Here is a 25840-nt window from a genome sequence, read left to right on the forward strand (position 1 = left end):
CTACTCCACTTTCTTTTCAACCCAACTTCCGAGGGGGTGGTGCGGCGCACACCTATGGTCCCCCGGTCACCATCACCCGGGCTTTTTGTCGTTTTGTCCGGGGCCCCTCCCCCAACCTCCCACGTATGTTCCCCCAAGGCGGGATATAGGAGGCGAGGACCTCCGGTATCGAAGTGGACTACATCAGCCACTCGACGGCCAGGAGGTCCTCGTGTCCCACTAGTTGTTCGTCGGAACGGGTTCCTCACAGAGCCGCGCCACACCTAGGGATGACCGGTCGACGGAGAACTGTCCGTGTGTGTCCGGCAGTCGGTCACCTGCGAAATTCTACGATCGCCGCGCTGAGCCGCTGGCGAAAGGACCTTTGGCTGTCGATGAAATCGTCCCCGGAGAAAATTGACGGTACAACGTCTGGCTGATCAGTCATCTGCAGATGAGTTCGAATCCAGTTGATTTTTTCCCGCTGAACTTTTGCTGGGGAACCGAGAGCCAGGCAATTTGATGGCACGGGCCTACTCTTTGTCACGACGCTTCGGGCACCTACGACGCTTCCCGAACCGACAAATGCCCCGGGTAGTAGGAATACTTCCTGCCCTAGCCAAACATGGTCCTCAACGACAATCGTCGCCGAAGCATTAATTCGTCGCCCGGAAATCCCATCGTAAATGGGATGGGAATCGTCGGCGCGGATTCGACAATGATTTGCAACTAGAACGTCGTCACCTAAAATGACGTTGGCGCCTTCGGCCGCCGTGATCTGCAAGTCGTATCCACTGTAAAACTTCTCGCCCATTGAGATAGAGCAACCCAGGCCCAACGTAACTCTACCGCGGTACCAGGTCCATTTCCCCATTTTCACATCTGAATCGTCACGGTGAAACACAATGGCGCCATGGAACTTTACTTTGTCAGCAAATTCGACCCGGCAATTAGATCCTTTGAATTCGATAGAACTGGATGCAAGCAAGTGCGGGTCGCCGACAACAACATTACCCTTGTCGTCCGAATATCCGGTTATTTCTTGTCCGCGAAGTATGACTGACACTTATTTTCCTTTTGGCGGTGGCTGCCGGCAAGACCACACACATTCCGAACCGCCCAGTGAGGAAACCACACATGAGACTGACTGGAATTCTTGGCATGCGAGCATAAATCAAAATAGATTTATATCACCCTTCAGGATTGAAGGGAAATCACAGCACGCAGCAGCCAGCCGCAGCCTGCGTCCAGTTCAGGGAAACGCAGCGTGGAATATCGAAGTGTCGGAGTGGTAAGAGCCAAGGAGGGCATACGGTACCCGAGGCTGGGGCCCATGGTCCCCAGCCGTTCATGAAGGCGTTTGGGCCCACATGTTGTCAATAGTGGTTTCGTACATGCGTGCGAGCTGCGTCGTGATGGACTGCCTGCGCATCAAGTGTTCGTATTTCAGGTCAAAGTCAATGGTCGGGGCGTCTCTTAGGCCAGATCGATCTGCGTAGCTGTTGCCATACACGTTGGAGATCATGGTTTCGGCGTCCACCTTGCAATTTTGTTCCAGGATGAGCCGGTACTGGGTGCGCCAGTGGGATCCGACCGTCTGCTTGGCCGCATTGACACCCGCTTCGCGAAGCTGCAGGGCAAACCATCCCAACAGACTCTTGCGCATATATTGTTCAACTGAGCGAAGCGGCAAATGGCGTATCAGCGCAAAGTCTTTTTCGGGCTTGACCGAGACCTCGGGTTCAGTTCGCGACCAGTCCCTAACATGATGGTTTCCGTTGCCGATTTTGAAGCCACCGCATTTGCCGGCCTCATGAAAGATCATTGATTTGTCAGTTGCCGGGATGGTGTCAGGGATAGACATGATGTCGAAGATACTCAGATTTTCTCCATCAGGGATCTCACCGCCGTAAAGGAAATTAACTCGCTTTACGTAATATGCTGTCGCGCCCCCGTGAGACTCGCGAAGGGAAATCATCTCATCACGGTCAAGATCAAGAAATTCGTCAGCATCGAGCAGAAAAACATACTCAAAAGAGTGCTTCCGGAATGCATCCCTATACATAGCGGTCATCTTGTCATTTTGCTTTAATGCCTGATCGTAATCCGTGGTCAGAGTCAGCGGGAGACCTTCAGCTATGAGCGTCTGCAGAATATCCGCCGTGCCGTCCGTAGACAAGTTGTCGGCGATGAACATGTGATCAATAGATCTGAGGTTGTACCGAACGAAGGACTCGATTATGTCTTCCTCGTTCTTAACCATGGTCAAGCTAACAGTCTGCATCTGCACTCCGAAACCTTACTTGCTGCGGCTGTCTACAACAGGACAGCCGGGTTTGCGTGGCCGCGGATGACGCACGGCTTACGACAACGTTTTCGTGGACATTTGGTCCAACTACCTCGCCAATGCTAGCAAGTAGATAGCGCCCTGCCCGACGTGGCAGCTCACCTTGCCAGGCTACCCTCAAGCGCGCACATGGCCGCTGGCGTGCTCCTCGCCACTGCGTCCAATATCGCCGCCGACAAAGTCACCTCGGACAGCGGAGGGCGCCTGCGCAACCAACGGCTGTGCAGGCGCCCCCAATAAACCAGGACCTACGGAAGCTGGACTACGGCATTGATCATGTTGTGGTCGGACGGAATTGTTCCGATGAAGTTGCCGGAAGAATCGATGTTAATAACCGTCTCCCACTTCCCCACCCTCATCTTGGAGGTAAAGATGTAGTCGAGGTACGTCCCGTTCCCTGTTGTGTTGCGGGCCCTGGCTTTGCGCTCGAACCCGTTGAAACTGTCGTAGTTTGCCCGAACCCGCTGCTCAGCGGTAGCCGCAGAGGACGGTGCGTCGTTCTTGTAGGTGTTGCCCAGCGGGTCAACATATCCGGCTGCAATCATCTTGTCGTACGGAGCATTAGAGGGTTCCGTCCACTTGTGGGAATTGAAATCGCCCACCATGAGCACAGGAAGTTTAGTTGTGTTGAGGCGCGCGATAGCGGAAACGATGGCCGAAGTCTGCGACTGCCTCAGCAGATAGTAGGCACTGGCTTTGCTCGAGTCCAGCTGGGTGTCACCAAAGAAAAAGGATTTCCCGGTGGACCGTTGGCGCAGGACCGCCCAAGCGAGATACCGAGTGTTGTCCCCCGAGCTAACCTTCGGAAGCGCAACCGAGCCCTGCTTCAGGAGTTCCAGCGTGCCCTTGTTGTAGATAATCTTGGTTCCCTGCGAAGCCCCTTTATCCGCGAAAACGCAGTTGGTGGGCGTGACGTCATTGACGCAGTTGTTGCGTTTGGCGTTGGCCAACTGGTAATTGATTCCCCGCTTGTACAGCCTCTCCTGGAGGTCCTCGAACTGGGTCAGTCCGCCGGCGCGTGTCTCGTTCTTCAGCCAGCCCTGAGAGGCCTCCTGAACCCCGACGACGTCAGGCCGCTTGGACACGATGCTGGACACCACCGCATCCCTGCGACCAACCCAGGACAGCTCATTCGCCAATCCGTCAAAGCAGTTGTCGCATTTGACGTTGTAGCTCGCCACCGAGAGTGGATTCGTTATTGGTGGCAGAGTAGTTGTGGCCAGCGTCTTGGCCGCGACAGCCGCGGAATACGCACTGAGGCTTGCCCCGTCCAACGTGATGACGCGGACCTTCGCGTAATACTTGGTGTTCGGCTTCAGATTCCTGATTTCTCCCGACGCGGAAGAGAACCTGAAAAACGTGGCGCCGGACATGTCAGCATTGGGCGAGATCGAAATCCGGTATTTCGGCGCTCCAGCAACGGCGTTCCACTTATAAGTGAGGGATGTCGTGCCCTGAACAGACGATTTAAGTCCGGTCGGAACAGCGTATGTCGCGGCCGTAGCAGCCGGCAGCGGCATAGCGAGAAGTAGGACCAACAGCGCCACTGGCAAAATACGCCAACGCCGGGCGGAGCGAAATAAGGACAGGGTAGGCAAAATGGTCAAAAGTAACCTCGCGAGACGCTGAATAAGGCATGTGGGCTGAGAGACGGTCAAAGTCTTGCATTAAAGCACCGTAATCTCGAATCCACGCCCCGCGACACGCCGAAGTTGAATACTAATTTTCTACGGCGAGGCTCAGATTCCCATGTCCCGTGCCGTACAAATGCACGTTGCGGTCCGTGTCAGGTAGCCCGCTGGACTGGGGGCGTCTGACCCGTGCCGTGACGTATTTCCTGTCAATGTACGTGGCCAAGAAGAAGTCATGGGTGCCGGCCCGCAGTGCGTTCAGCGCCTCAACAGACAGCAATCCCCGAAAAAGACCCGCCTTAGAATAAACGGTCGGAATTCGCCCGTCCCGCTCGACGGGGAAGGCCATTAGGCCGTTTCCATCCCTGTGTCGCAGCTCGCACACAAGTGCGGGCATTTCAAACCTGCCTGCCACCGATGCTTCGAAGAAGAGCTCCAGGCTTCCGTCCTCCAAGGGACGCCCGCCCCAGAAGGCTGCCGCCAAGCGAGGATCTTCCTCGTTGCGGCCTAGGTCCAGCAGTGCCCCTGCGTCTTGCCGCCGAACCAGCGAGGCGCGGCTCCGGTAGGGTTCGGGCAGCCGTTCTTCGACATTTTCGGGGATGAACCGGTCAATGAAGTCCCGGTGAGCGTCCAGCCATTCCTGCCGTCGCTTTGTGGAGTAACGCTCAAAGCGGCCGGGCGTATATATCTTGAGGCATTTCCTGCGGTACAGCCCTGCTAGGACGTCCGCCGTGACGTCAGGGTCAAGATCGGCAGCAACCACTTCGGCGCAGATTTTTGCCAGGGAACCGGTGTACCCGGCCGGATCGAATCCACCCGAACTGATGTTTTGGCCGTCGTCCCGATTCCGCAGGAAGTAGAGAGTTTCGCCGCCCAAGACCGAAATTCGTTTGGCGGCGAGGTAGGCCTCCGCGTTAAAGATTCCGTCCTCGAGGCGAACCTTCTCTTCAGGGAAGCGGATGTTGTTGTCGGCCAGCAGGGAGCGCCGGTAGAGCTTTTGCGGGGCAAGTGTCTTGAAAGCCTTGGGCAAGGCAACGTCTATATCTGTCTTGATGTAAAGCCAGGGCGGGACAATGCGCCCGTGGGTTCCTGCCATGGACGGAATGACGACGTCTGAATCGTGAGCGTCGGCAAAGGCAACCAACTCCCTCAGCGCGTGCGGAGCAAGTACGTCGTCGGCGTCGGCGAAGAACAGGTACCTCCCTGTCGTGCTTGCGATGCCAACGTTTCGAGGCTGACCGGGCCAGCCGTGATTCTCCTGGTGGTGCACCGTCACGTTGGCGTGGCGCGAGGCGAACTCATCCAGGTACGCGGATCCACCGTCGGTGGATCCGTCGTCCACCAGGAAGACTTCAAACGCGTCTGCGCCCAGATCCTGCGCCGCAAGCGAATCGAGCAGTTCACGGAGGTAGGGCATGGCATTGAAAATGGGGACGACAACCGAAACCGCGGGCACGTCTTCGGAAGATTCGACGTCGGCGTGGGGGCCTTGCGGCATGGTCTTGGTGCTCCTTAGCAACGATTAATAGCTGGCGCTCCAGAAAATCCGATGCGCGCCAACACTGCGGCGGTGGCCGGCTCCGCCTGCGATGCCGCCCCAAAGAATAACCCTAAGCCATCCAAGCTGCCTTCGTAGGCGTCCAAACACAGATTACGGAAGACTCACCGTGGCGTAGACCATATTGTGGTCTGAGGGAATCTGACCCACATAGTTACCCGAGCTGTCCACGTTGGCCACCGTCTCCCAGGTTGGCACCCGCATCTTGGACGTGAAGATGTAGTCGATGTAGGTTCCGTTGGTCCCCGGTGCACTTGCCCGGGCCAGCTTTTCAAATCCGTTCCAGCTGTTAATGTTCCGGTTCTTCGTCTTCTCCGCCGTCGCGTAACCGCTGGGTAGGCTGCTGCCATAGGTGTTGCCGAGCGGATCGACTAGCCCGGCAGCGGTGAAGACGTCGTAGGGTGCGTTCGACGGATCCAGCCACTTGCTGGAGTTCATATCCCCCACCATGAGGACCGGCAGATTCGTCGTATTCTGGGCCTTGATGACCTGGACGATGGTACTGGCCTGTTGGCGCCTCAGCTCGTTGTAACCGTCTGCCTTGTCCACCTCGAGGTGGGTGTCTCCAAAGAAGAAGTGCTTACCGGTGGAGATCTGCTGGACCTCCGCCCACGCAAGGTACCGCTGGTTCTTTTCCAGAGAAAGCGAGGGCAGAAGCTTAGAGCCCGAGCGAATGATCCGCACCGCAGCGGGATTGTAAAAGATTCTGGTCCCCCTGGTGGCGCCTTGATCCTTGGGAACACAGCCGGTCGGAGTGCGCGAATCAACGCAGTTGTTGCGCATTTCATTTGTCAGCTTGTACGTGGCGCCGGCAGCGCTGAGGCGGTTGCGGAGGTCTTCGAACTGGGACAGGCCGCCGGCGGGGGAATCGACAAGCCACCCCTGCGACGCTTCCTGGATGCCCATGATGTCCGGGCGCTTGGACACAATCGTGCTGACCACGGCATCGCGCCGATCAACCCAGGGAACCTCCGTAGGCATCTGGTCCTCGCAGTTGGCGCAGTGAATGTTGTAGCTCGCCACTGACAAAGGGTTCGCTACGGGGGCAAGGACCGGAGCCGCCGCCGTCTGGATCCGTACGATCGGACTGTAGGCACTGATGTTGGCCCCATCCGCCGTGATGGAGCGCACCTGGGCGTAGTAGGCGGTACCGGGGGTGAGGCCCCTGATGTCCGCCGAGAGTTCCGTGAACCTGTAGTACACAACCTTGCTCATGTCGGCGTTGGGACTCCAGGCCACGCGGTAGCGTTCAGCGGCCGGGGACGCTGACCAAGCCAAGCCCAGGGCGGTTGGCGTCTGGAAGGACATCCGGAGACCAGTCGGGGCGGCTGGTGTTGCTGTGCCGGTCTTTGCCGACACTGCCGCTGAGTAGGCGGTCAGTGCCGAGCCGTCGGACTTCAGCGACCTGATCTTGAAATAGTAGGTGGTACCCGGTTTCAGCATCTTCACCGTCCCCGACGTGGAGGGAAACCGCCAGTACGAGGCACTGCTCATGTCCGCATTCGCCGACACCATGACGCGGTACTCGGCCGTGCCGGCCACGGCACTCCAGGACAGCGAGATTGATTCGCCTGTCTGGCCTGTCGCCTTTAGGCCGGCGGGCGGAACCGGCGCCGCAGCACCCGTTGCAGCCGATATCGCGGCCGAGTAGTCCGTCAAGGACGAGCCGTCAGACTTCAACGATCGGATCTTGAAGTAATACTTCGTCGCCGGCTTCAGCAACTTCACCGTTCCCGACGTAGACGGGAACCGCCAATAGGAAGCACTGCTCATGTCCGCATTCGCCGACACCATTACCCGGTACTCAGCCGTGCCAGCAACGGCACCCCAGGACAATGACACAGAGTCCCCCGTCTGACCGACCGCTTTTAATCCCGCGGGTGGAGCCGGTGCAGCGACGCCAGTTGTGGCCGACATTGCGCCGGAGTAGGCCGTCAACGCGGCGCCTCCAGCGTCCAATGACCGGACTTTGAAGTAGTACTTCGTCTGCGGCTTCAGCAGCTTCACCGTTCCCGAGGTGGAGGGGAAACGCCAATACAGGGCACCGCTCATGTCCGGATTTGGCGACACCGCCACCCGGTACTCAGCTGTGCCTGCAACGGCACCCCATGTCAAAGAGACTGACTCCCCTGTCTGGCCGACCGCCTTCAAACCAGCTGGCGCGGCCAGCGCTGTCAGATTTGATGTCAGCCGCTCAATTCTGGAGTCGGAAGTAGCAGTGCCCGTCCCACTCGAATCCGACGGCAACTGCGGCCCGCTGACAGCCACAGCCACTACTGCCAGCGTTGCAACCGCAGCGGCGAACCCTCGGGCCCGGAATACCAAGAGAGAAGACATTTGGGGTTCCCCTTCAGGTCACACAACTACGGCGACAATCCTTGTACTCAGGACTATCGGCCGCTCCGGCCGGGCCGTAAGTCGGAAATGGGGGCTTTCCTCTGCCGTGGGACTAAAGACCATAGTCGAGTGGGTGGCGCGAGCGTACCTTACGTCTTATGAACGGCTCTGCAATGGGGCCATCGCCCCAAGGGACTCCGTTCAGCGCAGCGCAATGGCTGATATTGACGCGGCGGGCATGGCTGGGGGCCGCGCTAGCAGCCGGGGCAACAGCTCTGAACCACGCCGCCGTGGCGGCACAAATCGGCGCGGTGGCCAAGCCCGCCGCCCCCCGGATGGCATACACGAGCACGCTCCAGCCAGCTTCAACCCCGCCCGCCTACCTTGAGAGAGTGGCGCTTCTCTGCGAGTTTCCCGTCCGGGAAAAAGGTGAAGCAACGTGGACGCAAGGCGTGTCTATCAACAAGGGCGCCAAGGAAGTTTATGTGTCAAACCAGAATGGCACTCAGTTGCGCATTGACGTGCGAAGGCTTCCCTCAGGGGTCAGAAAGTCTTCAAGAACCGTTAAAACCCAGGACCTGTGCTGGACAGAAGGGATGCCCTGGTTTTACAACAAGAAAGGGCACCTGTGCTTCATCATTAGGGCAACCGGCGGAGGCCCGGCGAAGTCATCCACGTACGCCATTTACAACTACACCACTGGTAGCAAGGGGCCCAACATTCCCATAAAGGGTGTTTGCCGCGCGGACGTAGCCGGCAAATATATGGTGACAACCGACGCGTGGACCACATCTGTAAAAAACTTCTACCTCTACGACTGGCGCAGTGTCCAGGCCGGTACTCCCCGCTTGGTCGCCACCATCCGCGCCCAGGGCGGGGCCAAGACCGCAGCAAAGAACCAAGGCATGGCCTGGGTCGGCAACTACTTCTTCCTCATCCAAGGTAATCCGTCGCAGAGCCCGACCTTCCAGGCATGGGACGCCAACGGCAAACTGGCGCTCTCCCGGAAATATACTCGCGCCGACTTCAGGGATTTGGTCAACAAACTCAAGCCCGGCTACCTCACGAACGCGAAGTACGCATACGAGGCAGAAGGCGCATTCAACCTCGACGGCAAACTAGTCTCTGTCCAGATCGTGAACAACAACCCTTCCGTGATCACGGATGGGCGCGTTCTAGTACTCCAGCACAACCGAATCGACGGTGTCCGAGGCAAGATGCAACCGGCGAAGCCGCCGGGTCAATGACATGTGCAGGCGACAGAATCAGACCTGCTGTGGCTCCAAGGCCCCACTGACCTTGCGTTCCAGCGCGGCGCTCAGCTTGCGATCCACTGCGGCCCGCATTTGTGTTCCCCAACGTTCCGCCGCGGCGGCGTCGCTAAAGTTATTGGCCGTGGCCACCGCCTGAAGCCGTATTTCTTCGACGGCCGAAGGCTCCATGGTCCGCAGGCCAACGATGACGTCCGCCATCGCCTCCACATCCCCCGCCTTCACCAGGAACCCGTTGACGCCGTGCTCGATGATGTCCGCGGGGCCATACGGAACGTCGTAGGCGATGGGAATGCAGCCAACACTCATGGCCTCGATCAGTACGAGCCCCTGGGCGGCCAGTTTGCTGGTCAGCAGCGTAAAGGAAGCACGCTCGAATTCCTGCCGGGCCGACGCGGAGTAACCGGACAAAGTGACAATTTCGTCCAAGTCCTTCTCTGCTATCAGATCGCGCAGCGAGGCTTCTTCGGGACCCTTGCCGTAAATTCTCAGGGCGAAGTCCGTGCTCCCTGAGTCTCTGGCCAATCCCAGCGCGGAAACGGCATGATCGAGGCGTTTCCGGGTTGTCAGGCTGCCAAGAATCACCCCCAGTTCAGGGTCGTGGCCCTTTTCCGGACCGGACGTTGGGGGGAGGAATCTGCTGTTCGGGATCACACAGGCGTTCTTTGGACTGTCTAGGAGCAGGTCCACATCGTGCTTCTGGCTCCCGGTCAGGAAAACGACGGAGTCGAAGGAACTGAGGCGTTCGAATACGTACCGTCGGCTTGGACTCAACGCTCCGTGCGGCGGAACGGCGTTGGTGGCCAGGTGCGAGTTATGCACCACGTGCATGGTCACAACGTTGTCCCGCCGATACCTGGTCATGAAATTTGCCGCCGACTTGCTGTCGACGATCACGAAGGACTGGCGGCCATCTACAACCAGGTCAAGCCAGAAATGGTACAGCGCCGAAATCTGGTTCCAGGATGCGGCCGGGCGGCCGTCCAAGCCGCACAGGGTTACCAGCCGGCCGCCTTCTGTGCCCTTAGCCTGAACATCCCGCCTATCGGCGACCATCAGGGAACCATCCGGCCGGAAGTAGTCCACCTGCAGCACAGTTTTTTGGTCGGCCGCGTACCGGACCCGCCGGCGGAGAAACCCCCCGCTGACCTCATCGGTGGATTCTTCTTCCGTTCCGATGGCCGAGAACTCGCCTTTTACTTTCTTGCCCGGTTTCGCCGAATTCAGCTGGGTCTCATTGAGTCGTCCCAACTCCTCCCAGAGGTTGCGCAGGTTGAGTCCCGGCACCAGTTCGCCGGCGACTTCAAGCTCGCAACGGATCTCGTCATAGTCCTCAGACCACTCGAAGGTCAGGAGATCCACTGAAACGCCAGCCTCTTGGATTAGGGCTCGCGAGCGGTGAAGCAAGGAGGTGGTCATCCCCCCGTACTCCGTTGGTATCCCCCACGTCACAGCGCAGTGGTAGCCCCGGGGCAGGACGGCCCGCGAGCCGGGCAGCGTGTCTACAGAATTCACAAAGTCATCCATCAGTTGGTTGTCGTTCTGAGTCATTTTGACGGTTTCTTCCAGTAAGAATTCTCGGGGTTCGTCCCCCAGGGCGTCGGAAGGCCGGCGTCAGCGCCAGAAACCGCGGGTATCGATGAGCCGCTTGCCCTCAAGGCTGGCCGGCTCGATCTCGCGGAACTTGTCATGATCCACCAGGAGCACCACCACCTGGGCAGCCTCGATAGCCTTGTCCGTGTCCACGTGACTTACGTTCGGAAGCACGGCCAGCACCTGCGGCAGATGATCCTTGTGCGGTGCCGCGACGAGAATCTCGGCATCCGGATGCTGCACGGCCACGCGTCGGACGATCTCCACGGCCGGGGACTCCCGGACGTCGTCGATATTCGCCTTGAAAGCCAGGCCCAGGCAGGCAATAGTCGGACTGCTGATCTCGCTGGCGGCCTTTCGTACCTGTTCCACGATGTAGCCAGGCTTGCCGTCATTGACTTCCCGCGCGGTCCGGATCAGGGTCGAATTCTCGGGGTCGGCAGCCACAATGAACCAAGGGTCCACGGCGATGCAGTGGCCTCCGACGCCGGGGCCGGGCTGGAGGATGTTGACGCGGGGGTGATGATTGGCCAGGCGGATGAGTTCCCACACATCGATATTGAGGTTGTCGCTGATAACGGACAGCTCGTTCGCAAAGGCGATGTTGACGTCGCGGTAGGCGTTCTCGACCAGCTTGGACATCTCTGCCGTAGCGGCGTCGGTGAGGTGGATTTCGCCCTGGCAGAACACCGCATATAGGGCAGCGGCGGCCTCCGCGGCCTCGGGGGTGAGGCCGCCCACCACGCGGTCGTTGGTGACCAATTCGATCATGATCCGGCCCGGCAGCACCCGTTCAGGGCAGTGTGCCACCAGCAGCTTCGGTTTGCCGTCGTGGCCGTCCAGGCTGAGGTCCGGACGCAGTCCCAGGATCAGCTCGGCCAGCCGGGCCGTGCTGCCGGGAGGCGACGTGGACTCGAGGATCACCAGTTCCCCGCCAGTCAGCATCGGGGCGATAGCCCGGGCGGCAGCGGCGATGTAGGACATGTCGGCGGACTTATCTGCCTTGAACGGGGTGGGAACCGCCACAATGTAGGCATCCGCGGCGGGGGTCTCGAGCTGAGCCCGGAGCCGGCCCTGGCTGACGGCGCCGGCCACGTGGACGCCCAAGTCGGGTTCCACGAAGGGCACGTCGCCGTTGTTGATGGCTTTCACGGTGCCCGGATTGACGTCGACGCCGATCACTTCAAGTCCGTTGGTGGCCAGAATGGCCGCCGTGGGCAGCCCTATGTAGCCCAGGCCGACGACGGCGACTGTCCTGATGGGAGCCTCAGTCTCGGCAGTCTTAGATGTCAACATGTTCATTTAACTTTCCGTAGAATTTCAGGTCTCCGGACGCCAGCAGTTCTGCGTCCTCCACCTGCCACGTGTGCCCGTCACCGGTACGGACCTGGAAGTAGTTGAAGCGGTCCGCCGAGTAAATGATCCTACCGGCGGCATGGGCGGCACGGAGAAATCCTGTGTCCTCGCCCACTGTGACGTCCAGGAAGGGGTGATCGGTGAAGACTTCTCTGCGGGCCATGATGGTTGGCCCCATGACAAAGTCGGTGAACCGGTGTTCCCGGGCCGCAAACCGCAGAATCGCGGCGTTCGTCGTCTCAAGGTGCATGTAGTGGGCCTGCTTCCCGACGACATCTGCCCCGGAGTAGGACAAGGCGTGAAGCTGGTCACTCAGGTAGTGCGGGCCGTAGTGGTCGTCGTCGTCCATCTTGGTCAGGACCTGCCCGCTGGCCGCTGCGACGCAGCGGTTCAGGCACTCCCCCAGCGACACTTCCCGCGATGCCTCCAGGAGCACAACGTTCCGCAGCCCGGAGGCCTCGCACAGCTCTGCCAAGCGTTCGGCGGAAAGCTGGAAGCCGTGGGTGAGCAGCACCAGTTCCGGCTCCACGCCGCGCTGTCCGGCCAGGGTCCGGAAGACACGGTCCAGGTTTTGGGGCCGGATGGTTGGCAACAGCACAGACAGGGCCGGCGGTGCCACGGTGGCCGCAATCCCCGGCACGGCGAGCTCCAACACCGTGGCTGCCCGGTGGGAGTAGGTGTGGTGCGCCCAGATGGTCCGCTGGGCCAGGTGGGCCGTGCGGTCGTTCAGTTCCGGATTGGAAACCAGCGCCCGGGTGAGGTGCTCGGCTTCCTTGCGGGTGGCGGCCACAGGTACGGCTGCGGGGGTGAAGAACGCTCCCATGGCCTGGCTGGGCGCGGTGATGACCGGAGTCCCGGATGCCGAGATCTCAAAGATGCGCCGGGCGCACATGCTGGGCGAGTCCACAACCGAATTTACGTTGAGGAAAACCTTGTAAGCCTTGTAGGCGGACAGGGTCTGGGCATAAGTCAGCGAACCGACGACCCGCGAGTCCAGCGGCGCCGGGAACTGGTACTCGGCGTTGCCGCCAAGCTGGCGTGAGAAGATCTCCAGCCCCGTCCGCATCCGGGCGGAGGCGTCCAGCGCACCGCCCAGGAGAAGATCCATCTGGGCACGGCGTTCAGGATACTTATGAGCAAAGTACATTCCCGCAAAGGCAACATCGCGCTGGTGCCGGCCCTGTCCGGGCCGCACGGGATTGTGGATTGCAGGCTGAGCCGCAAACGGAAGCACCGCTACGCGCTCATGCCCCAGATCCACTTTGTACTGCGCAATGCGGCCGGAATCAGACGTGAAGACGTGGTCAAACAGCCGGGCCACGGGCAGGAAATCCTCGTAGTGCGGCGGGTCTTCCTTGTTCCAGAAAACGGTAGGGATTCCTTGCTCCCGGCACCACTGGACCAGCTCGCGGAACTCGGGACTGGGACCGTTGGGGCCAGTTAGCTTGCCGCGCCACAGCCCGCCATTTCCCGCCCAGGCCGACTCGACAAACAGGAGGTCAACGCCTGCGGCTGCCATGTCGCTGCGCCAGGTGTGCGGGTGCACGGCGCTGGTGGTCCACTCGTAGCCGAAGGCCAACGCAGAAAAGTCGTCCAGGATCACCGCAGCGCGGACGTCCGGACGGGATGGCTGTTGTTGCGGAAGGGCGGCCGGCATCAGTGAGAGCCGCCGTTTGCGCCCGCGTCCGGTCCAAGCCGCTTCCACGCCCTGAACATTGCGCGGCGCGGCGAACCCCTGCTCGATCCGCTGGCGGGACCGCCATGACTTGAACTGCGCCGGACCGCCCCTGCGCAGGTGCCACAGTCCGGCCCGGATCTCCCGCAGACCCGCCATCAACCTCGACTCCGACGCGAGGACCGTCCGCGAACCTCGGTGGCCACCAGGTTCGCTTTTGCGTCGTCGAGAATCTTGGCGGCCGAAACATTGTTGCCTTTGGACAGGTGGCGGGTGAAGTCCTGATAGGCCTTGATGGCGACTTCCGGCTCATCGTCCATAATGAGATCGCCCTTGTCGAGCCAAATCACCCTTGTGCACATTGCCTTGATGGTGTCCAAGCTGTGGCTGACCAGGAAGACGCAGCCTGCCTGCTCGCGGAGCTCGTCCATCCGCAGTTTGCTGCGGTCACCAAACTGGGCATCGCCGGTGTTGAGCGCCTCATCCACCAAGAGAATCTCCGGATCGACGCTGGCAGCGATGGCAAACCGGAGGCGTGACGCCATCCCCGAGGAGTAGGACTTCATCGGCAAGTGAATGGACTTCTCGAGTCCGGACAGTTCGACGATGCTGCTGAACTTTTCGTCCACCTCTGCCCGGCTCATGCCCATGGCAAGGCACCCCAGGATGACATTCTGGTCACCGGACAGGTCTTGGACCAAGGCTGCGTTGACGCCGAGCATGATCGGCGTGCTGGACGCATAGACTGCCCCCGACGTCGGCTTGGATTGGCCGCTGATGATCTTCATGAGCGTGCTTTTTCCGGACCCGTTCCTACCGATGATGCCCACTGACTCACCGCGCTCCACCACCAGGGAGAGCTCATTCAGGGCCTGCACGGTCACCATGTGGGGCTTGTTGACGGCACGACGCAGGAGCCGTGGCTTGCTCTGCTCAGCATCCTCGTCAGAAGCGGCGCTCGAGGCGACCCGATAGCGCATCCGCACGCTGTCCACCACCACGCATGGATGTCCCTCGATGAAAATTTCCTTCTCACCCGCGTCCATAGGATTCCTCCCCCTTCCAGAAGTACACAAGGCCGACAGCCAGCGCCCCCAGGGCCCAGGCGGCGAGTATTGCCCACGACTGCCACTGGGGAACCCGGGCATAGAGGACGCAATCCCGGACGATGTCAATGACGTTGAACAAGGGATTGAGCTTGATGGCGGCAAGCATTTGGGGATGAGTCACAAAGCGTTCATAGGTATAGAAGATCGCAGACCCGTACATCCACGCCCGCAGCGCGAAGGGAAGCAGGTGCGTGACGTCGTGAACGCGGGAGATAATCCGAGCAAGGATCAGTCCCACGCCCAGGTTGAATAGCGATTGCAGGAGGATGGCCGGTACCACCAGTACCCACAGCCACGTGATGTCCTCGGCCGGAGGCAGCACCACGACGATCAGGAGCATGGCCAGGATCAGGGGCACAGCGGACAACAGCTCGCGAACGTTGGCGCCGATGGGAAGTGCGGCGCGCGGGAAATTAAACGCCTGAACAATGGATTTGTTGCTCCGGATGGAGCGCGCGCCGGACGTGATGGCACCGGAACTGAACTGGAACACGAAGATTCCCACCACGAGGTAGCCCACGTAGTTCTCGACGCCCCGGCTGGTTTTCAACAACAGTCCGAAAATCAGGAAGTACGTGAGCCCATTGAAGATGGGGTTCAGGAGCAGCCAGGCGCTGCCGAGCCGGTCGCGGCGGGTGCCACTTTGAACGCGGGCACGGGCATCATAAAAAATGAACTGCCGGAAGTCCCAGAGCTGAACCAGGTAGTCCAGGAAGTTTGGCCGCGAACCGACACGGGTCAGCCGCCGCATGTCCACGGAGAGGGGCTGTACAGCCACCGGCTCCGGATCTATTGCACTATCTGCGGACACTAGTCGATCTCCTCATGGTCATGGTGCAGCCCAGCGTAACGCGCGGCCAGGGCCTTGGCGTTGGCAGCCCAGGTCCTCTCGGCCAAGACTGCGGCCCGGCCTGCGTGCCCCATCGACGCCCGTCGGCTCGCATCGAGGAGCAGCGCCGAGATCGTGTGTGCAAGCCGGTCAGGTGACGCGGCAGGGACCAAAAGCCCGTTGCCGCCGTCGTCTATTATCTCCCGAAGTGCGGGCAAGTCGCTTCCAACCACCGGCCGCGCACTCGCCAGCGCCTCGATTGGCTTGAGTGGGGTCACCGCGCGGGTCACATCCAGGTCCTTGCGTGGCACCACGAATACGTCCAGGGCCTGATGATAAAGCGGCGTCTGATCCCGGGGCACCCTGCCCGTGAAGATGGCCCTGTCAGCGAGGCCGAGCCCCTGGACTTGCTTCTGCAGTGCGGGGCCGGCCACACCGTCACCAACAATCAGCAGGCGCAGCTGCGGAAAGTCCGGCGCCAGGAGCGCGAAGGAACGGACGAGGTCGTCCAGGCCTTCATACGCGACAAGGCTGCTGACGGTGCCGATGTAGAGTCCGTCCTCCGGGAGGCCGAGTTCGCGGCGCGCGGCGGCGGCGTCCCGCGGCTGCTGGAGGAAGGCTCCGCCGACGGCGTTGGGGGCGATGATGATCTTCCCGCCGGGGATGCCAGCGGCGACTATGTTGGCCTTCATGGCCTGCCCCAGCGTCACCACCAAATCGGCGTCCCGCATGACTTCAGTTTCGCGGGCTTGGAAAAGCGCGTACTTCTCGCTGTCCAGCGCCTCAGGTCCGCGTGTGGCGGCCCAGGTGTCCGCCAACTGGCCGCGGACCTCGTACACCCACGGAATGCCCAGGGCCTGGGCCACGGCCCGGACCACCAGCCCATTGACGAAGTGGGTGGTGGTGTGCAGGACGCTCGGCTTGAATTCCAGGGCGACCTGCAGTAATTCCTCGGCCTGTTGCTGATGGCGTGCGTCCATGGTCTGTGCCAGCCGCGCCGGGAGGAGGCGACGGTAACGGACGCCGTCCACCACGTCGCTGGCCTGGGCCAGAAATTTGCCCACCTGGACCGGGTACCCAAGGCGTGTGACGGCCAGGACGTCCCAGCCCGCTTCCCGCTGGGCCACCATGATGGAGTGGGACCGCTGGGCGTAGCCGCTGGCGGTGTGGGGCAGGGAATTTGTGAGCAGATGCAGGACCCTGCCGGGAACCGGCGTGAATTCTTGCCGCTGTAACGAGGGAGCCGCGCCTGCGTAGACCGCGGCCTCCCCGGCGAGCCGTGCCTGCTGCCGCCGTCCGGCCGCGCCGGAGCCGTCCAGGGCGGTGACGGCTCCGCTGAGGTTCCCGTCATGCCACAGCCTGCGGGCCCGTACAGATTTGAGGCCGGGAGCGTTCCCGGCCTTGGCCAAAAATGTGTCTGAAATCTCCGTCAGGCCGGCGGCTAGGGCAATGTCGGCCAAACGCCGGGCCTGCTCTCCTTTGGCGTCCCCGCAGAGGGCAAGCTCAAGGCGGCGCTTGACGTCGGCGTCGTCCCCGTTACTCATCGATGCGAGCAACACCGGCACGGCCACTGAGTCCTTCGGGAAGACCGCGGTCACAGCCCGGCCCAACGGGCGTACGACGGCGGGCAGCCGGCGCGACGCCTGCAGGTACAGAAGGAAGGGGTCGTCAACGAGGTGTTGGCTGATAACGCCCACGGCAAGCCGTGCATTCTTAACGAGCTGGATCATTTGCCGGTGACGGTTTCCGCCAGGAGCTCGGAGATGAGGTCCATGTAGCGGTCGGCGAGCTGCCCATATTCCGCGTTGGTCTTGACCCACTGACGGCTGTCCCCGTTACGCACCAGCCGGCTCCGATCAGCGGCGAGCTCGCGCCACAGATCCGCCATGGCCTCCGGAGAGCTGGGAACGATGTCCCCGGCCTCGGCGTCCAGGACAATCCGAGCCGCTTCGCCGCGCACCATGGCCGTTACGTGGCGTCCGATGGCCAGGACCTCATAGGTCTTGGATGGGACGGTGGTTTCGAAGGACTTCCAGTCGTCGCGAAGGGAGACGAGGCAGGTGTCGGCGGACGCATAGCGTTCCAGCATGGCGTCCCCAGTCAGGGGAGCATGAAAAGTGACCGGGGCCTTCAGTTCCCGCGCCAACTTCTCCAGCGCCGGACGCTGGGTCCCGTGGCCCACCATGTGCAGGTGCATGGAATCACCCACGAGGGCACTTGCCCTGATGGCCACATCGAGCCGCTGGCTCTCGCCGTGGTTTCCGAGGTAGAGGGCCTCGAATACGTCCCGTTCGGGTTCCGGCGGACCCACCACAGGGATGGAGTCCAAATGGACGCCGTTGCTGACGGTCGCCACGTTCCGCACGCCGCGCGCACGCAGCGTAGCGGCGAATCCCTCCGTCACAGTGACCACGAGGTTGGCGCGGTGCTGGACGAAATCCACCGCGCGCTCAACCACACTTTTCACGCTGCCTTGGACCAACCGCGCATCACGGGCCAGGTCCGGCCAGGCATCCCGCATTTCCACGATCAGCGGCACGCCGCGGGCTTTGGCAAGGATGTAGCCGGCAGCGAGCGAAGGCAGCCCGGGCGCCGTAACAATGACGACATCCGGTTTCCGGACCATGAATCCGGCGGGAATGGATAGCGCAGCCGAATAGCACTGGTCCAGCAGGCGTGCCGCCCGGGAGTTGCCGTGGCGGAGGTACGGGACGCGGAGGATGTTCTCGGTAAATTGCCCTTTTTGGAGGCGGAACGGCTGCCCCGCCATTCGGCGAGGCAGGTCCCGCCGGCCGAACGGATAGTGCGCCACCGGCGTCACGACGTCGACGTGCCAGCCTGATCGGGAAAACTCCTTGATCATGGCGCTCCAGCGGCGCTGGGGCGGGCTCTGCTCCGGCCAGTAGGAATGCGTCAGCAACGTGATGCGCAAGCCCTCGGCCTGCGTCTTCTGGGGAGTTCGTTCAACCAATTCAGGGCACATGTCTAGAAAGTTACTTTCCCGCCTTGGCGGAACCGATTGGGCTCCTGCCGGCAAGGAATCGGAAGTAGAGCAAGCCGGCACCGAGCAGGATCAGGACCGTCACGAGTTGAACGCCCAACGGGCTGCCGGTAGCTACCGCCACGGCGGCCTGGACTTCGGACTTCACCATGACGGGCGGTTCGGTGGGCGTGGCGATCACCGCAGGGGCCGTCGAGGGGGCCGCCTTTGGGGTGGCGGACGGCGTCGGGGTTGCGGAGGGGGCTGCCTGCACACCGGCAGGCTTGGCCGCGCGGGGCACGAGGGCCGGCGCCAGCGCCGGGGGCGCGGTCACCGCAGGCAGAGGGGTGTTAATCGGAGACGGGACCGGAGCTGGCTTCGGCACAGCCGGAGCGGGGTTCGGCGCAGGAACCGGGGCTGGCGCTGGCGCCGGCGCCGGTGCCGGCGCGGGTGCTGGCGCAGGCGCGGGGTTCACCACGGGCGGTTCAACGGGAGCGGGCGGCGGATCAGCGGGCGCAGGTTCTGCAGGCGGATCCACAACAGGCGGGACCTCGGGCTCCGCTGGTGTCTCGGCGCCGCCCGTCGAAGGATCGGGCATGGTCGTGAGGGATTGGATCATGGGGCGCGGAGCGGTGTCTGCGGCGTTGGCGGCTGTCGCCGTGCCCATAGCCGCGACAGCCAGGAGCAGTGCTCCCAGCCCGACACGTGCGGACTTCAGTTTTTGGCTGCGCGACGTCATCGACAGGCCCTCCCCCAGGTACGAGATCTCATCAAGTGTGTGCGGTCGTGGCCATCACTAACGTCATTGTCGGCAAAACCCCAGCGGTGCACGGTCCCCCCAGTCTACTTGACTGAACGCAGGGGCTGTTCACCTCAGTGCCACCGGGCCATGATATAGGGCGGGCAGAGCCGGGACCATGGCGCCACGCGGGCCGGGATAAGCTGGATGAATGCTCCACTTCACACGGTTCGTTTCGGCGCGCCCTTTCCTCGCCGTTGCGGCCATCGCGGCCGGCCTCACCCTGACGTCCTGCTCCCCGGTGGTCGACGTCACTCCGGCCAAGGATGCCGCGAACGCGGCCTGCGCGCCCATGATGCTGGCGCTTCCAGACGCAATCGGCGACGCCAAGCTGCGCAAGACAAATGCCCAGGCCACGGCGGCGTGGGGCGATCCCTCCGCGGTGATCCTTCGCTGCGGGGTCAACGTCCCAGGACCCACCACAGATCGCTGCGTCAGCGTCAACGACGTCGACTGGGTCATTAAGGAGGGCAACCCCGTGTGGACGCTGACCACGTTCGGCCGCCAACCGGCGACGGAGATCCTGATGGATCCGAACAAGATCAGCTCGGCTACCGTGTTGGCCGACCTCTCCGCAGCGGCACAGAAGATCAAGGCGACCCGGAAGTGCGTGGGCCAGGAGGACCTGCAGAACCTGCCGACCAGCAAGTAGGTTCTGCCGGACCGGACCGGCGCAGCTTAGCGCAGGCCGGTCTTGCGGTGCAGTGCGAGGTGGATCAGCTCGTCAATCAGGTCGGCGTAGCCCAGGCCTGAGGCCTTCCACATCTGCGGGTACATGCTCTTGGGTGTAAAGCCGGGCATCGTGTTGATCTCATTGATAATCAGATCGCCATCTGGGGTGTAGAAGAAGTCCACGCGGCTCAGTCCCTCACCGCCGACGGCGTCGAAGGCGACGGCGGCCAGTTCCCGGACCCGGGTGATCGCTTCCTCGGGGAGGTCGGCTGGGCAGCTGAGGGCGGCGGCGTCGTCGACGTATTTGGCGTTGAAGTCATAGAACTCGTGCCCGCCGCCTGCCACGGAAATCTCGCCGGGCATGGACGTCCGGGGACCATCGGTCCCTCGCCCCTCCAAGACGGCGCATTCAATCTCGCGTCCCGTGATGCCGGCCTCGATGACCAGTTTGGGATCGTGCTCCCGCGCGGCCTCGATTGCGGCGTCCAGGCCGTCGAGGGAATCCACCTTGGAGATGCCCATGGAGGACCCGGCACGGGCCGGCTTGACGAACACGGGGAAGCCGAGTTGGTCCACGCGTTTGCGGACGGTCTCCGGATCATTGCGCCACTGCCGGTCGGTCACGGCGATGTACGGTCCCACGTGGAGCCCGACCGATTCGAAGACCACCTTCATGAAGTGCTTGTCCATGCCGACCGCGGACGCGAGCACGCCGGCGCCCACATAGCGGGTGTCGGACAGTTCCAGGAGGCCCTGGATGGTTCCGTCTTCGCCGAAGGGCCCGTGCAGCAGCGGGAAGACGACGTCGACAGCGCCGAGCTCTTCTGGGACCGTGTTCGGGGCGGCCACGATCAGCTGATGCTCGCCGCCGATCTCCGCCAGGGCCACGGTCTGCGCCGACGGCGCCACCTCGGGCAGCGACGAGGCGGAAAGCGACCACGCGTTGGTGTCGCCGGAGACCAAAACCCACTGGCCAGTCTTGGCGATCCCGATCGGGATGACGTCGTACTTGTCGGTGTCAATGGCGCCCAAGACGCCGGCGGCCGTCACGCAGCTCACGGCGTGCTCGCTGGAGCGGCCGCCGAACAGCACCGCCACGCGGGGCTTGGGCTGGCCCGTATGGCCTTCTGTGGTCATGATTTCCTCTGACACTCTCAGTGGTCGCCTTCGGGTTTCAGGTCCCGGGACAGCAGCAGCGGACCCAGTTCGTCGACGGACAGTTTTCCGGCCAGGACTGCGACGACGGCTGCCGTGATGGGCATGTCGACTCCGAGTTTTCCGGCAAGTTCGTGGACCGCCTGGCTGGATTTGATGCCTTCAGCCGTCTGCTTCATTTCAGCCGTGACTTCGTCGAGAGTCAGGCCCTTGCCGAGCAGCCGGCCGGCCGTGTGGTTCCGGGACAGCGGGGAGGAACAGGTGGCCACGAGGTCACCCAGACCGGCCAGCCCGGCCATGGTCCGGGCCTCGCCGCCCAGGGCGAGGGTCAGCCGGGAGGTCTCCGCCAGGCCGCGTGTAATGACGGAAGCTTTGGTGTTGTCCCCCATTTTCTTGCCCTCGCAGATTCCCACGGCCAGGGCGATGACGTTCTTGACGATCCCGCCGATTTCGACGCCGATCACATCCGTGGTGGTGTACGGGCGGAAATAGGGCGCCGTGCAGCTGCGGGCGATCCATCCTGCCGTGACCGGATCCGTGCAGGCCACGACGGATGCGGTCGGTTCTTCCCGAGCGATCTCCATGGCCAGGTTGGGCCCGGAAACCACGGCAACGCGTTCCGCCGGCAGATCCAGCTCCGCGCAGATGACCTCGCTCATGCGGGCATCGGTGTGGAGTTCGAGGCCCTTCATGAGGGAGACCACCACGGCGCCGGGAGCCAGATGCTCCTTCCAGGCCTGCAGTTGCGGCCGCAGCGTCTGTGCCGGAACCGCCAGGATGACCAGCTCCGCACCCGCCAGGACCTCGGAGACGTCCTTGGACGCGGTGATGCTGGACGGCAGCGTGATGCCCTTCAGGTACTGCTCATTGCGGTGCTGGGTATTGATCTGGTCCACAATTTCCGGACGCCTGCCCCAGAGGCGAATGCTGCGTTCGACCCCCGAGGCCGCCGCTGCGTCTGCGACCACCTTGGCGAAAGTGGTACCCCAGGAGCCTGCCCCCAGGACGGCCACGGTGCTGGCCGAAGTTTCTCGTTCAAAGTTAACCGTCATCCGGCGCTGTCCCCAGTGTTCTCGTTTGATGCGCCACCCTCTTGGATAGCACTGCCTTCGGTGCCCCGCTCGATGAAGCGACCCTGCTTGGACTGCTTGTGCGCCGCAGGGTCCCACCGCTCCGCGGGCGGCTGTTCGCCGCGCAGTCCCGCCAGAAGACCGGTAATGGCGTCCATGATGACGTTCGTGGCGGCGGCGAGCGTCGCCTTGTCCAGCGGGCGGCCTGCAAAGGCGCTCAGGTCCACGGGATCCCCGACCACCAGGCGGGATGTCTTGCGGGGGAAAATGTAGAAACGCTTCGCGTACCGGGGGAAGACCTCTTGGGCACCCCAATGGGCCATGGGCACCACGGGAATGCCGCTCTCCAGCGCCATGCGCGCGGCGCCGGTGTGCCCCCTCATCGGCCAGAGTGCCGGGTCACGGGTCAGGGTTCCCTCGGGGTAAATGATGATCGCCCCGCCTTCGTTCACGATCTCCTTGGCGAGCTGCAGCGAACGGTTCGCCCCCGCCGTCGAGCGTTCCACCGGGATCTGCTTGGTGGACCGCAGGACAGCACCCAGCACGGGCACCTTGAAGAGGCCGGCTTTGGCGAGGAAGTGCGGCATCCGTTTCTGGTTATAGAGCATGTGCCCCACCACCAGCGGGTCGATCTCCGTGCAGTGGTTGGGTGCGGCGATGAAACCCCCGGCAGGAAGCTTCTCGAGGCCTTCCCACTTCTTGTTCATCAGGAGGTTCATCACGGGCCGGACGATCCCGGCGACCGCCACAAACGTGGCGTGGCTCTTGGCCGATTCCTTCAACTGGTCCCCGCTACTTGGCTGACGTGATGTCGAAATCGGCGCCGAGGCCCGCGAGCTTCTCGGTGAAGCGCTCGTAACCGCGGTTGATGATGTCGATTCCTGTGACGCGCGAGGTGCCGTTGGCGGCCAGCGCGGCGATGAGATGGCTGAATCCGCCACGCAAGTCCGGGACATCAATGTCGGTGCCCGTGAGCTGCGTAGGTCCGGAGATTACGGCGGAGTGCAGGAAGTTGCGCTGGCCGAAGCGGCACGGCACGCTGCCGAGGCACTCGCGATGGACCTGGATATTGGCGCCCATGCGGATCAGTGCATCCGTGAAGCCGAACCGGTTCTCGTACACGGTCTCGTGGACGATCGAGACGCCCTCGGCCTGGGTCAGGGCGACGATGAGGGGCTGCTGCCAGTCCGTCATGAAGCCGGGGTGCACGTCAGTTTCGAGGACCAGGGGGTTGAGCTTGCCGCCGCGGTGGTAGAAGCGGATCCCGTCGTCGCCGATGTCCATCCCGCCGCCCACCTTGCGGTAGGTGTTCAGGAAGGTCATCATGTCCCGCTGCGTGGCGCCTTCGACAAAGATGTCGCCGCGGGTGACCAAGGCCGCGGAAGCCCAGGAGGCCGATTCGTTGCGGTCCGAGAGGGCCCGGTGGTTGTACCCGCCGAGGTCCTGAACGCCTTCGATCCGGATGGTGCGGTCAGTCTGGACGCTGATGATCGCGCCCATCTTCTGCAGGACCGCGATGAGGTCCACGATTTCCGGCTCCGTGGCCGCGCCGGAGAGCTCGGTGATGCCCTCGGCGCGGGTGGCGCTCAGCAGGACCTGCTCGGTGGCGCCGACGGAGGGGTAGGGCAGCACAATTTTGGCGCCCTTGAGCCCGTTGGGCGCGGAGATGTGGATGCCGCCGGGGCGCTTTTCCACGACTGCACCGAACTGGCGCAGGACATTGAGGTGGTAGTCGATCGGACGGTCGCCGATCTTGCAGCCGCCCAGATCAGGGATGAAAGCCTCGCCGATGGCGTGGATCAGTGGCCCGCACAGCAGAATCGGAATGCGCGAATCGCCGGCGTGGGCATCGATCGCCGTGCTGGAGGCGGTCTTGGCGTCCTTCGGGTCAAGCGTCAGGTCGCCAGTCACAGGGTCCTTGTCAACCCTGACACCATGGAGCTGAAGCAGGCTCGTGACAACCTCGACGTCCTTAATTTCAGGCACGTTGCGCAACACCGATGGCTCGTTGCCCAGGAGGGCAGCAACCATGGCCTTGGGGACAAGATTCTTGGCCCCGCGAACGGTGACGCGGCCAGTTAGCGGGACGCCTCCGCGGATTGTCAGAACACTACTCATATACCGGTTTCCTCACGACTACTCGCCCCCAAATCCTTACAAAGGCTCCAGCTAAGCATAGGAGCATCCGTTACCGATCTGAAATACGGAGCGGTTCGATAAGCCTCACACTGGCCCCGCCAGCATGGATACGGCAACGCGGACTAGGAGCCTCCGAGTTGCCGGTGGCGCTGCACATCTCACTGTCTCCGGCTCATTGTCCCCGGCGTGGCGGAAAGACGCGGGAGGCGTGCCGGTTCCTCTGCTGTGGGTGGCGCCCGCTACAATCACGAGGTCCGCCGCTCGCGGACCCATTCACTGCGGCCAACGGGCTGCACGAGCCTTGGGGGGCCGTTGGTGATCACCAACATGAAATCAAGACCTGCCGTCATGACCTTTTGTCTGGCGATCTTCACAATTCTTTCGCTTGTCACGGCGCCTGTCAGCAACGCTGCCCCGGATATGACTGGGCCTGTCATGGTCAGCTCCGCAGTCACGCCGAAGTCGCTGAACATCGCCACCGGACCGGCCACCGTGAAGGTCACTGTGCGCTTGACTGACGGGACGGGGGTTGACACACCGGCCCTCGTCGTCAGCCACGACACCACCGGACAGAGCCAGGGCTTCGGCGAGATGACCTTGGTCTCCGGCACTATCCGCGACGGCACCTGGCAGCAGTCCGTGACCATCCCCCGGGGCTCCGCCACAGGGGCCTGGACCGTAAAACTCTTTCCCCTGTTCGACACCCGCGGAAACCGCTCCACCGGCTTCGTACACCTCGCCACTCTCAACGTGACCGGCACTCCGTCCGATGTGACCGGGCCCGTCATGGTCAGCTCCGCGGTGACGCCCAAGTCACTGAACATCGCAACGGGACCGGCCACCGTCAAGGTCACTGTGCGCTTGACTGATCAGACCGGGGCCGACGAACCAGCCCTCGTCGTCAGCCACGACACCACCGGACAGAGCCAAGGCTTCGGCGAGATGACCCTGGTCTCCGGCACTACCCGCGACGGCACCTGGCAGCGGTCCGTGACCATCCCCCAAGGCTCCGCCACCGGGGCCTGGACCGTAAAACTCTTCCCCCTCACCGACACCCGCGGCAACCGCTCCACCGGCTTCGTGCACCTCGCCACCATCAACGTGTCCGGCACTCCTTCGGATATGACTGGGCCCGTACTGGTCAGCTCCACCGTCACCCCAACGTCGCTGAACATCGCCACGGGACCGGCCACCGTCAAGGTCACCGTGCGCTTGACTGATCAGACCGGGGCCGACGAACCAGACCTCGTCGTCAGCCACGACACCACCGGACAGAGCCAAGGCTTCGGCGAGATGACCCTGGTCTCCGGCACTACCCGCGACGGCACCTGGCAGCGGTC

19 protein-coding genes and 1 pseudogene are annotated in these 25840 nt (G+C 62.4%); 3 read left to right on the forward strand and 17 right to left on the reverse strand.

Going from position 1 to position 25840, the window contains the following annotated elements:
• Positions 1 to 313: 313 nt before the first annotated feature.
• The 5 genes from ACFRJ8_RS05125 to ACFRJ8_RS05145 all read right to left on the reverse strand — a co-directional run bounded on the left by ACFRJ8_RS05125 (position 314) and on the right by ACFRJ8_RS05145 (position 7852).
• Positions 314 to 1045 (reverse strand): acyltransferase, encoded by a 732-nt coding sequence (locus ACFRJ8_RS05125; RefSeq protein WP_377985074.1) that lies wholly within the window; start codon positions 1043 to 1045, stop codon positions 314 to 316.
• Positions 1046 to 1327: 282 nt separating this feature from the next.
• Positions 1328 to 2242 (reverse strand): glycosyltransferase family 2 protein, encoded by a 915-nt coding sequence (locus ACFRJ8_RS05130; RefSeq protein WP_377985189.1) that lies wholly within the window; start codon positions 2240 to 2242, stop codon positions 1328 to 1330.
• 332 nt (positions 2243 to 2574) lie between these two features.
• Positions 2575 to 3933, reverse strand: a complete 1359-nt coding sequence (locus ACFRJ8_RS05135) for an endonuclease/exonuclease/phosphatase family protein (RefSeq protein WP_377985075.1) — start codon at positions 3931 to 3933, stop codon at positions 2575 to 2577.
• A gap of 112 nt (positions 3934 to 4045) precedes the next feature.
• Positions 4046 to 5455, reverse strand: coding sequence for a glycosyltransferase family 2 protein (locus ACFRJ8_RS05140; protein ID WP_377985076.1), 1410 nt, complete (start codon positions 5453 to 5455; stop codon positions 4046 to 4048).
• Positions 5456 to 5608: 153 nt separating this feature from the next.
• Positions 5609 to 7852, reverse strand: coding sequence for a fibronectin type III domain-containing protein (locus ACFRJ8_RS05145; protein ID WP_377985077.1), 2244 nt, complete (start codon positions 7850 to 7852; stop codon positions 5609 to 5611).
• Between the two features lie 158 nt (positions 7853 to 8010).
• Between ACFRJ8_RS05145 and ACFRJ8_RS05150 the strand changes: the two genes are divergently transcribed.
• The gene (locus ACFRJ8_RS05150; protein WP_377985078.1) at positions 8011 to 9099 is read left to right on the forward strand and encodes a hypothetical protein; all 1089 of its coding nucleotides are present in this window, start codon (positions 8011 to 8013) and stop codon (positions 9097 to 9099) included.
• Between the two features lie 18 nt (positions 9100 to 9117).
• Here the strand turns inward: ACFRJ8_RS05150 and ACFRJ8_RS05155 are convergent, their stop codons facing one another.
• From ACFRJ8_RS05155 to ACFRJ8_RS05190, 8 genes are all read right to left on the reverse strand, one after another.
• Entirely contained in the window at positions 9118 to 10674 is a 1557-nt protein-coding gene (locus ACFRJ8_RS05155; RefSeq protein WP_377985079.1) for a glycosyltransferase, read from the reverse strand.
• A 63-nt stretch (positions 10675 to 10737) separates the two neighbouring features.
• Complete coding sequence (gene wecC, locus ACFRJ8_RS05160; RefSeq protein ID WP_377985080.1) at positions 10738 to 12018, reverse strand: UDP-N-acetyl-D-mannosamine dehydrogenase; 1281 nt, start codon at positions 12016 to 12018, stop codon at positions 10738 to 10740.
• The gene (locus ACFRJ8_RS05165; RefSeq protein WP_377985081.1) at positions 11999 to 13906 is read right to left on the reverse strand and encodes a glycosyltransferase; all 1908 of its coding nucleotides are present in this window, start codon (positions 13904 to 13906) and stop codon (positions 11999 to 12001) included. The genes wecC and ACFRJ8_RS05165 overlap by 20 nt, the downstream gene beginning before the upstream one ends.
• Positions 13906 to 14793 (reverse strand): ABC transporter ATP-binding protein, encoded by an 888-nt coding sequence (locus ACFRJ8_RS05170; RefSeq protein WP_377985082.1) that lies wholly within the window; start codon positions 14791 to 14793, stop codon positions 13906 to 13908. The genes ACFRJ8_RS05165 and ACFRJ8_RS05170 overlap by 1 nt, the downstream gene beginning before the upstream one ends.
• Entirely contained in the window at positions 14780 to 15634 is an 855-nt protein-coding gene (locus ACFRJ8_RS05175) for an ABC transporter permease (RefSeq protein ID WP_377985083.1), read from the reverse strand. Before ACFRJ8_RS05175 ends, ACFRJ8_RS05170 begins: the two co-directional genes overlap by 14 nt.
• A 32-nt stretch (positions 15635 to 15666) precedes the next feature.
• Positions 15667 to 17415: a glycosyltransferase family 4 protein gene (locus ACFRJ8_RS05180; RefSeq protein ID WP_377985084.1), complete on the reverse strand. Its 1749-nt coding sequence runs from the start codon at positions 17413 to 17415 to the stop codon at positions 15667 to 15669.
• Positions 17412 to 18656, reverse strand: coding sequence for a glycosyltransferase family 4 protein (locus ACFRJ8_RS05185; RefSeq protein ID WP_377985085.1), 1245 nt, complete (start codon positions 18654 to 18656; stop codon positions 17412 to 17414). The genes ACFRJ8_RS05180 and ACFRJ8_RS05185 overlap by 4 nt, the downstream gene beginning before the upstream one ends.
• Before the next feature lie 22 nt (positions 18657 to 18678).
• Positions 18679 to 18999: a hypothetical protein gene (locus ACFRJ8_RS05190; RefSeq protein ID WP_377985086.1), complete on the reverse strand. Its 321-nt coding sequence runs from the start codon at positions 18997 to 18999 to the stop codon at positions 18679 to 18681.
• A gap of 616 nt (positions 19000 to 19615) precedes the next feature.
• Here ACFRJ8_RS05190 and ACFRJ8_RS05195 point away from each other — a divergent pair.
• Positions 19616 to 20116: a DUF3515 family protein gene (locus ACFRJ8_RS05195; protein WP_377985087.1), complete on the forward strand. Its 501-nt coding sequence runs from the start codon at positions 19616 to 19618 to the stop codon at positions 20114 to 20116.
• Positions 20117 to 20142: 26 nt separating this feature from the next.
• Here ACFRJ8_RS05195 and ACFRJ8_RS05200 read toward each other — a convergent pair whose 3' ends face one another.
• From ACFRJ8_RS05200 to murA, 4 genes are read right to left on the reverse strand one after another with little or no spacing between them, the layout of a single operon-like run.
• On the reverse strand, positions 20143 to 21273 hold the full coding sequence (locus ACFRJ8_RS05200) for a D-alanine--D-alanine ligase family protein (protein ID WP_377985088.1): 1131 nt from the start codon (positions 21271 to 21273) through the stop codon (positions 20143 to 20145).
• A 17-nt stretch (positions 21274 to 21290) separates the two neighbouring features.
• On the reverse strand, positions 21291 to 22343 hold the full coding sequence (locus ACFRJ8_RS05205; RefSeq protein ID WP_377985089.1) for an NAD(P)H-dependent glycerol-3-phosphate dehydrogenase: 1053 nt from the start codon (positions 22341 to 22343) through the stop codon (positions 21291 to 21293).
• On the reverse strand, positions 22340 to 23143 hold the full coding sequence (locus tag ACFRJ8_RS05210; protein WP_377985090.1) for a lysophospholipid acyltransferase family protein: 804 nt from the start codon (positions 23141 to 23143) through the stop codon (positions 22340 to 22342). Before ACFRJ8_RS05210 ends, ACFRJ8_RS05205 begins: the two co-directional genes overlap by 4 nt.
• A gap of 10 nt (positions 23144 to 23153) precedes the next feature.
• Positions 23154 to 24479 (reverse strand): UDP-N-acetylglucosamine 1-carboxyvinyltransferase, encoded by a 1326-nt coding sequence (gene murA / locus ACFRJ8_RS05215; protein WP_377985091.1) that lies wholly within the window; start codon positions 24477 to 24479, stop codon positions 23154 to 23156.
• 348 nt (positions 24480 to 24827) lie between these two features.
• Here murA and ACFRJ8_RS05220 point away from each other — a divergent pair.
• Positions 24828 to 25840, forward strand: a pseudogene (locus ACFRJ8_RS05220) (peptidase S8/S53 subtilisin kexin sedolisin); the annotation flags it as partial.

This window comes from Arthrobacter sp. NPDC056886, from assembly GCF_042788715.1.
GTDB lineage: Bacteria > Actinomycetota > Actinomycetes > Actinomycetales > Micrococcaceae > Arthrobacter.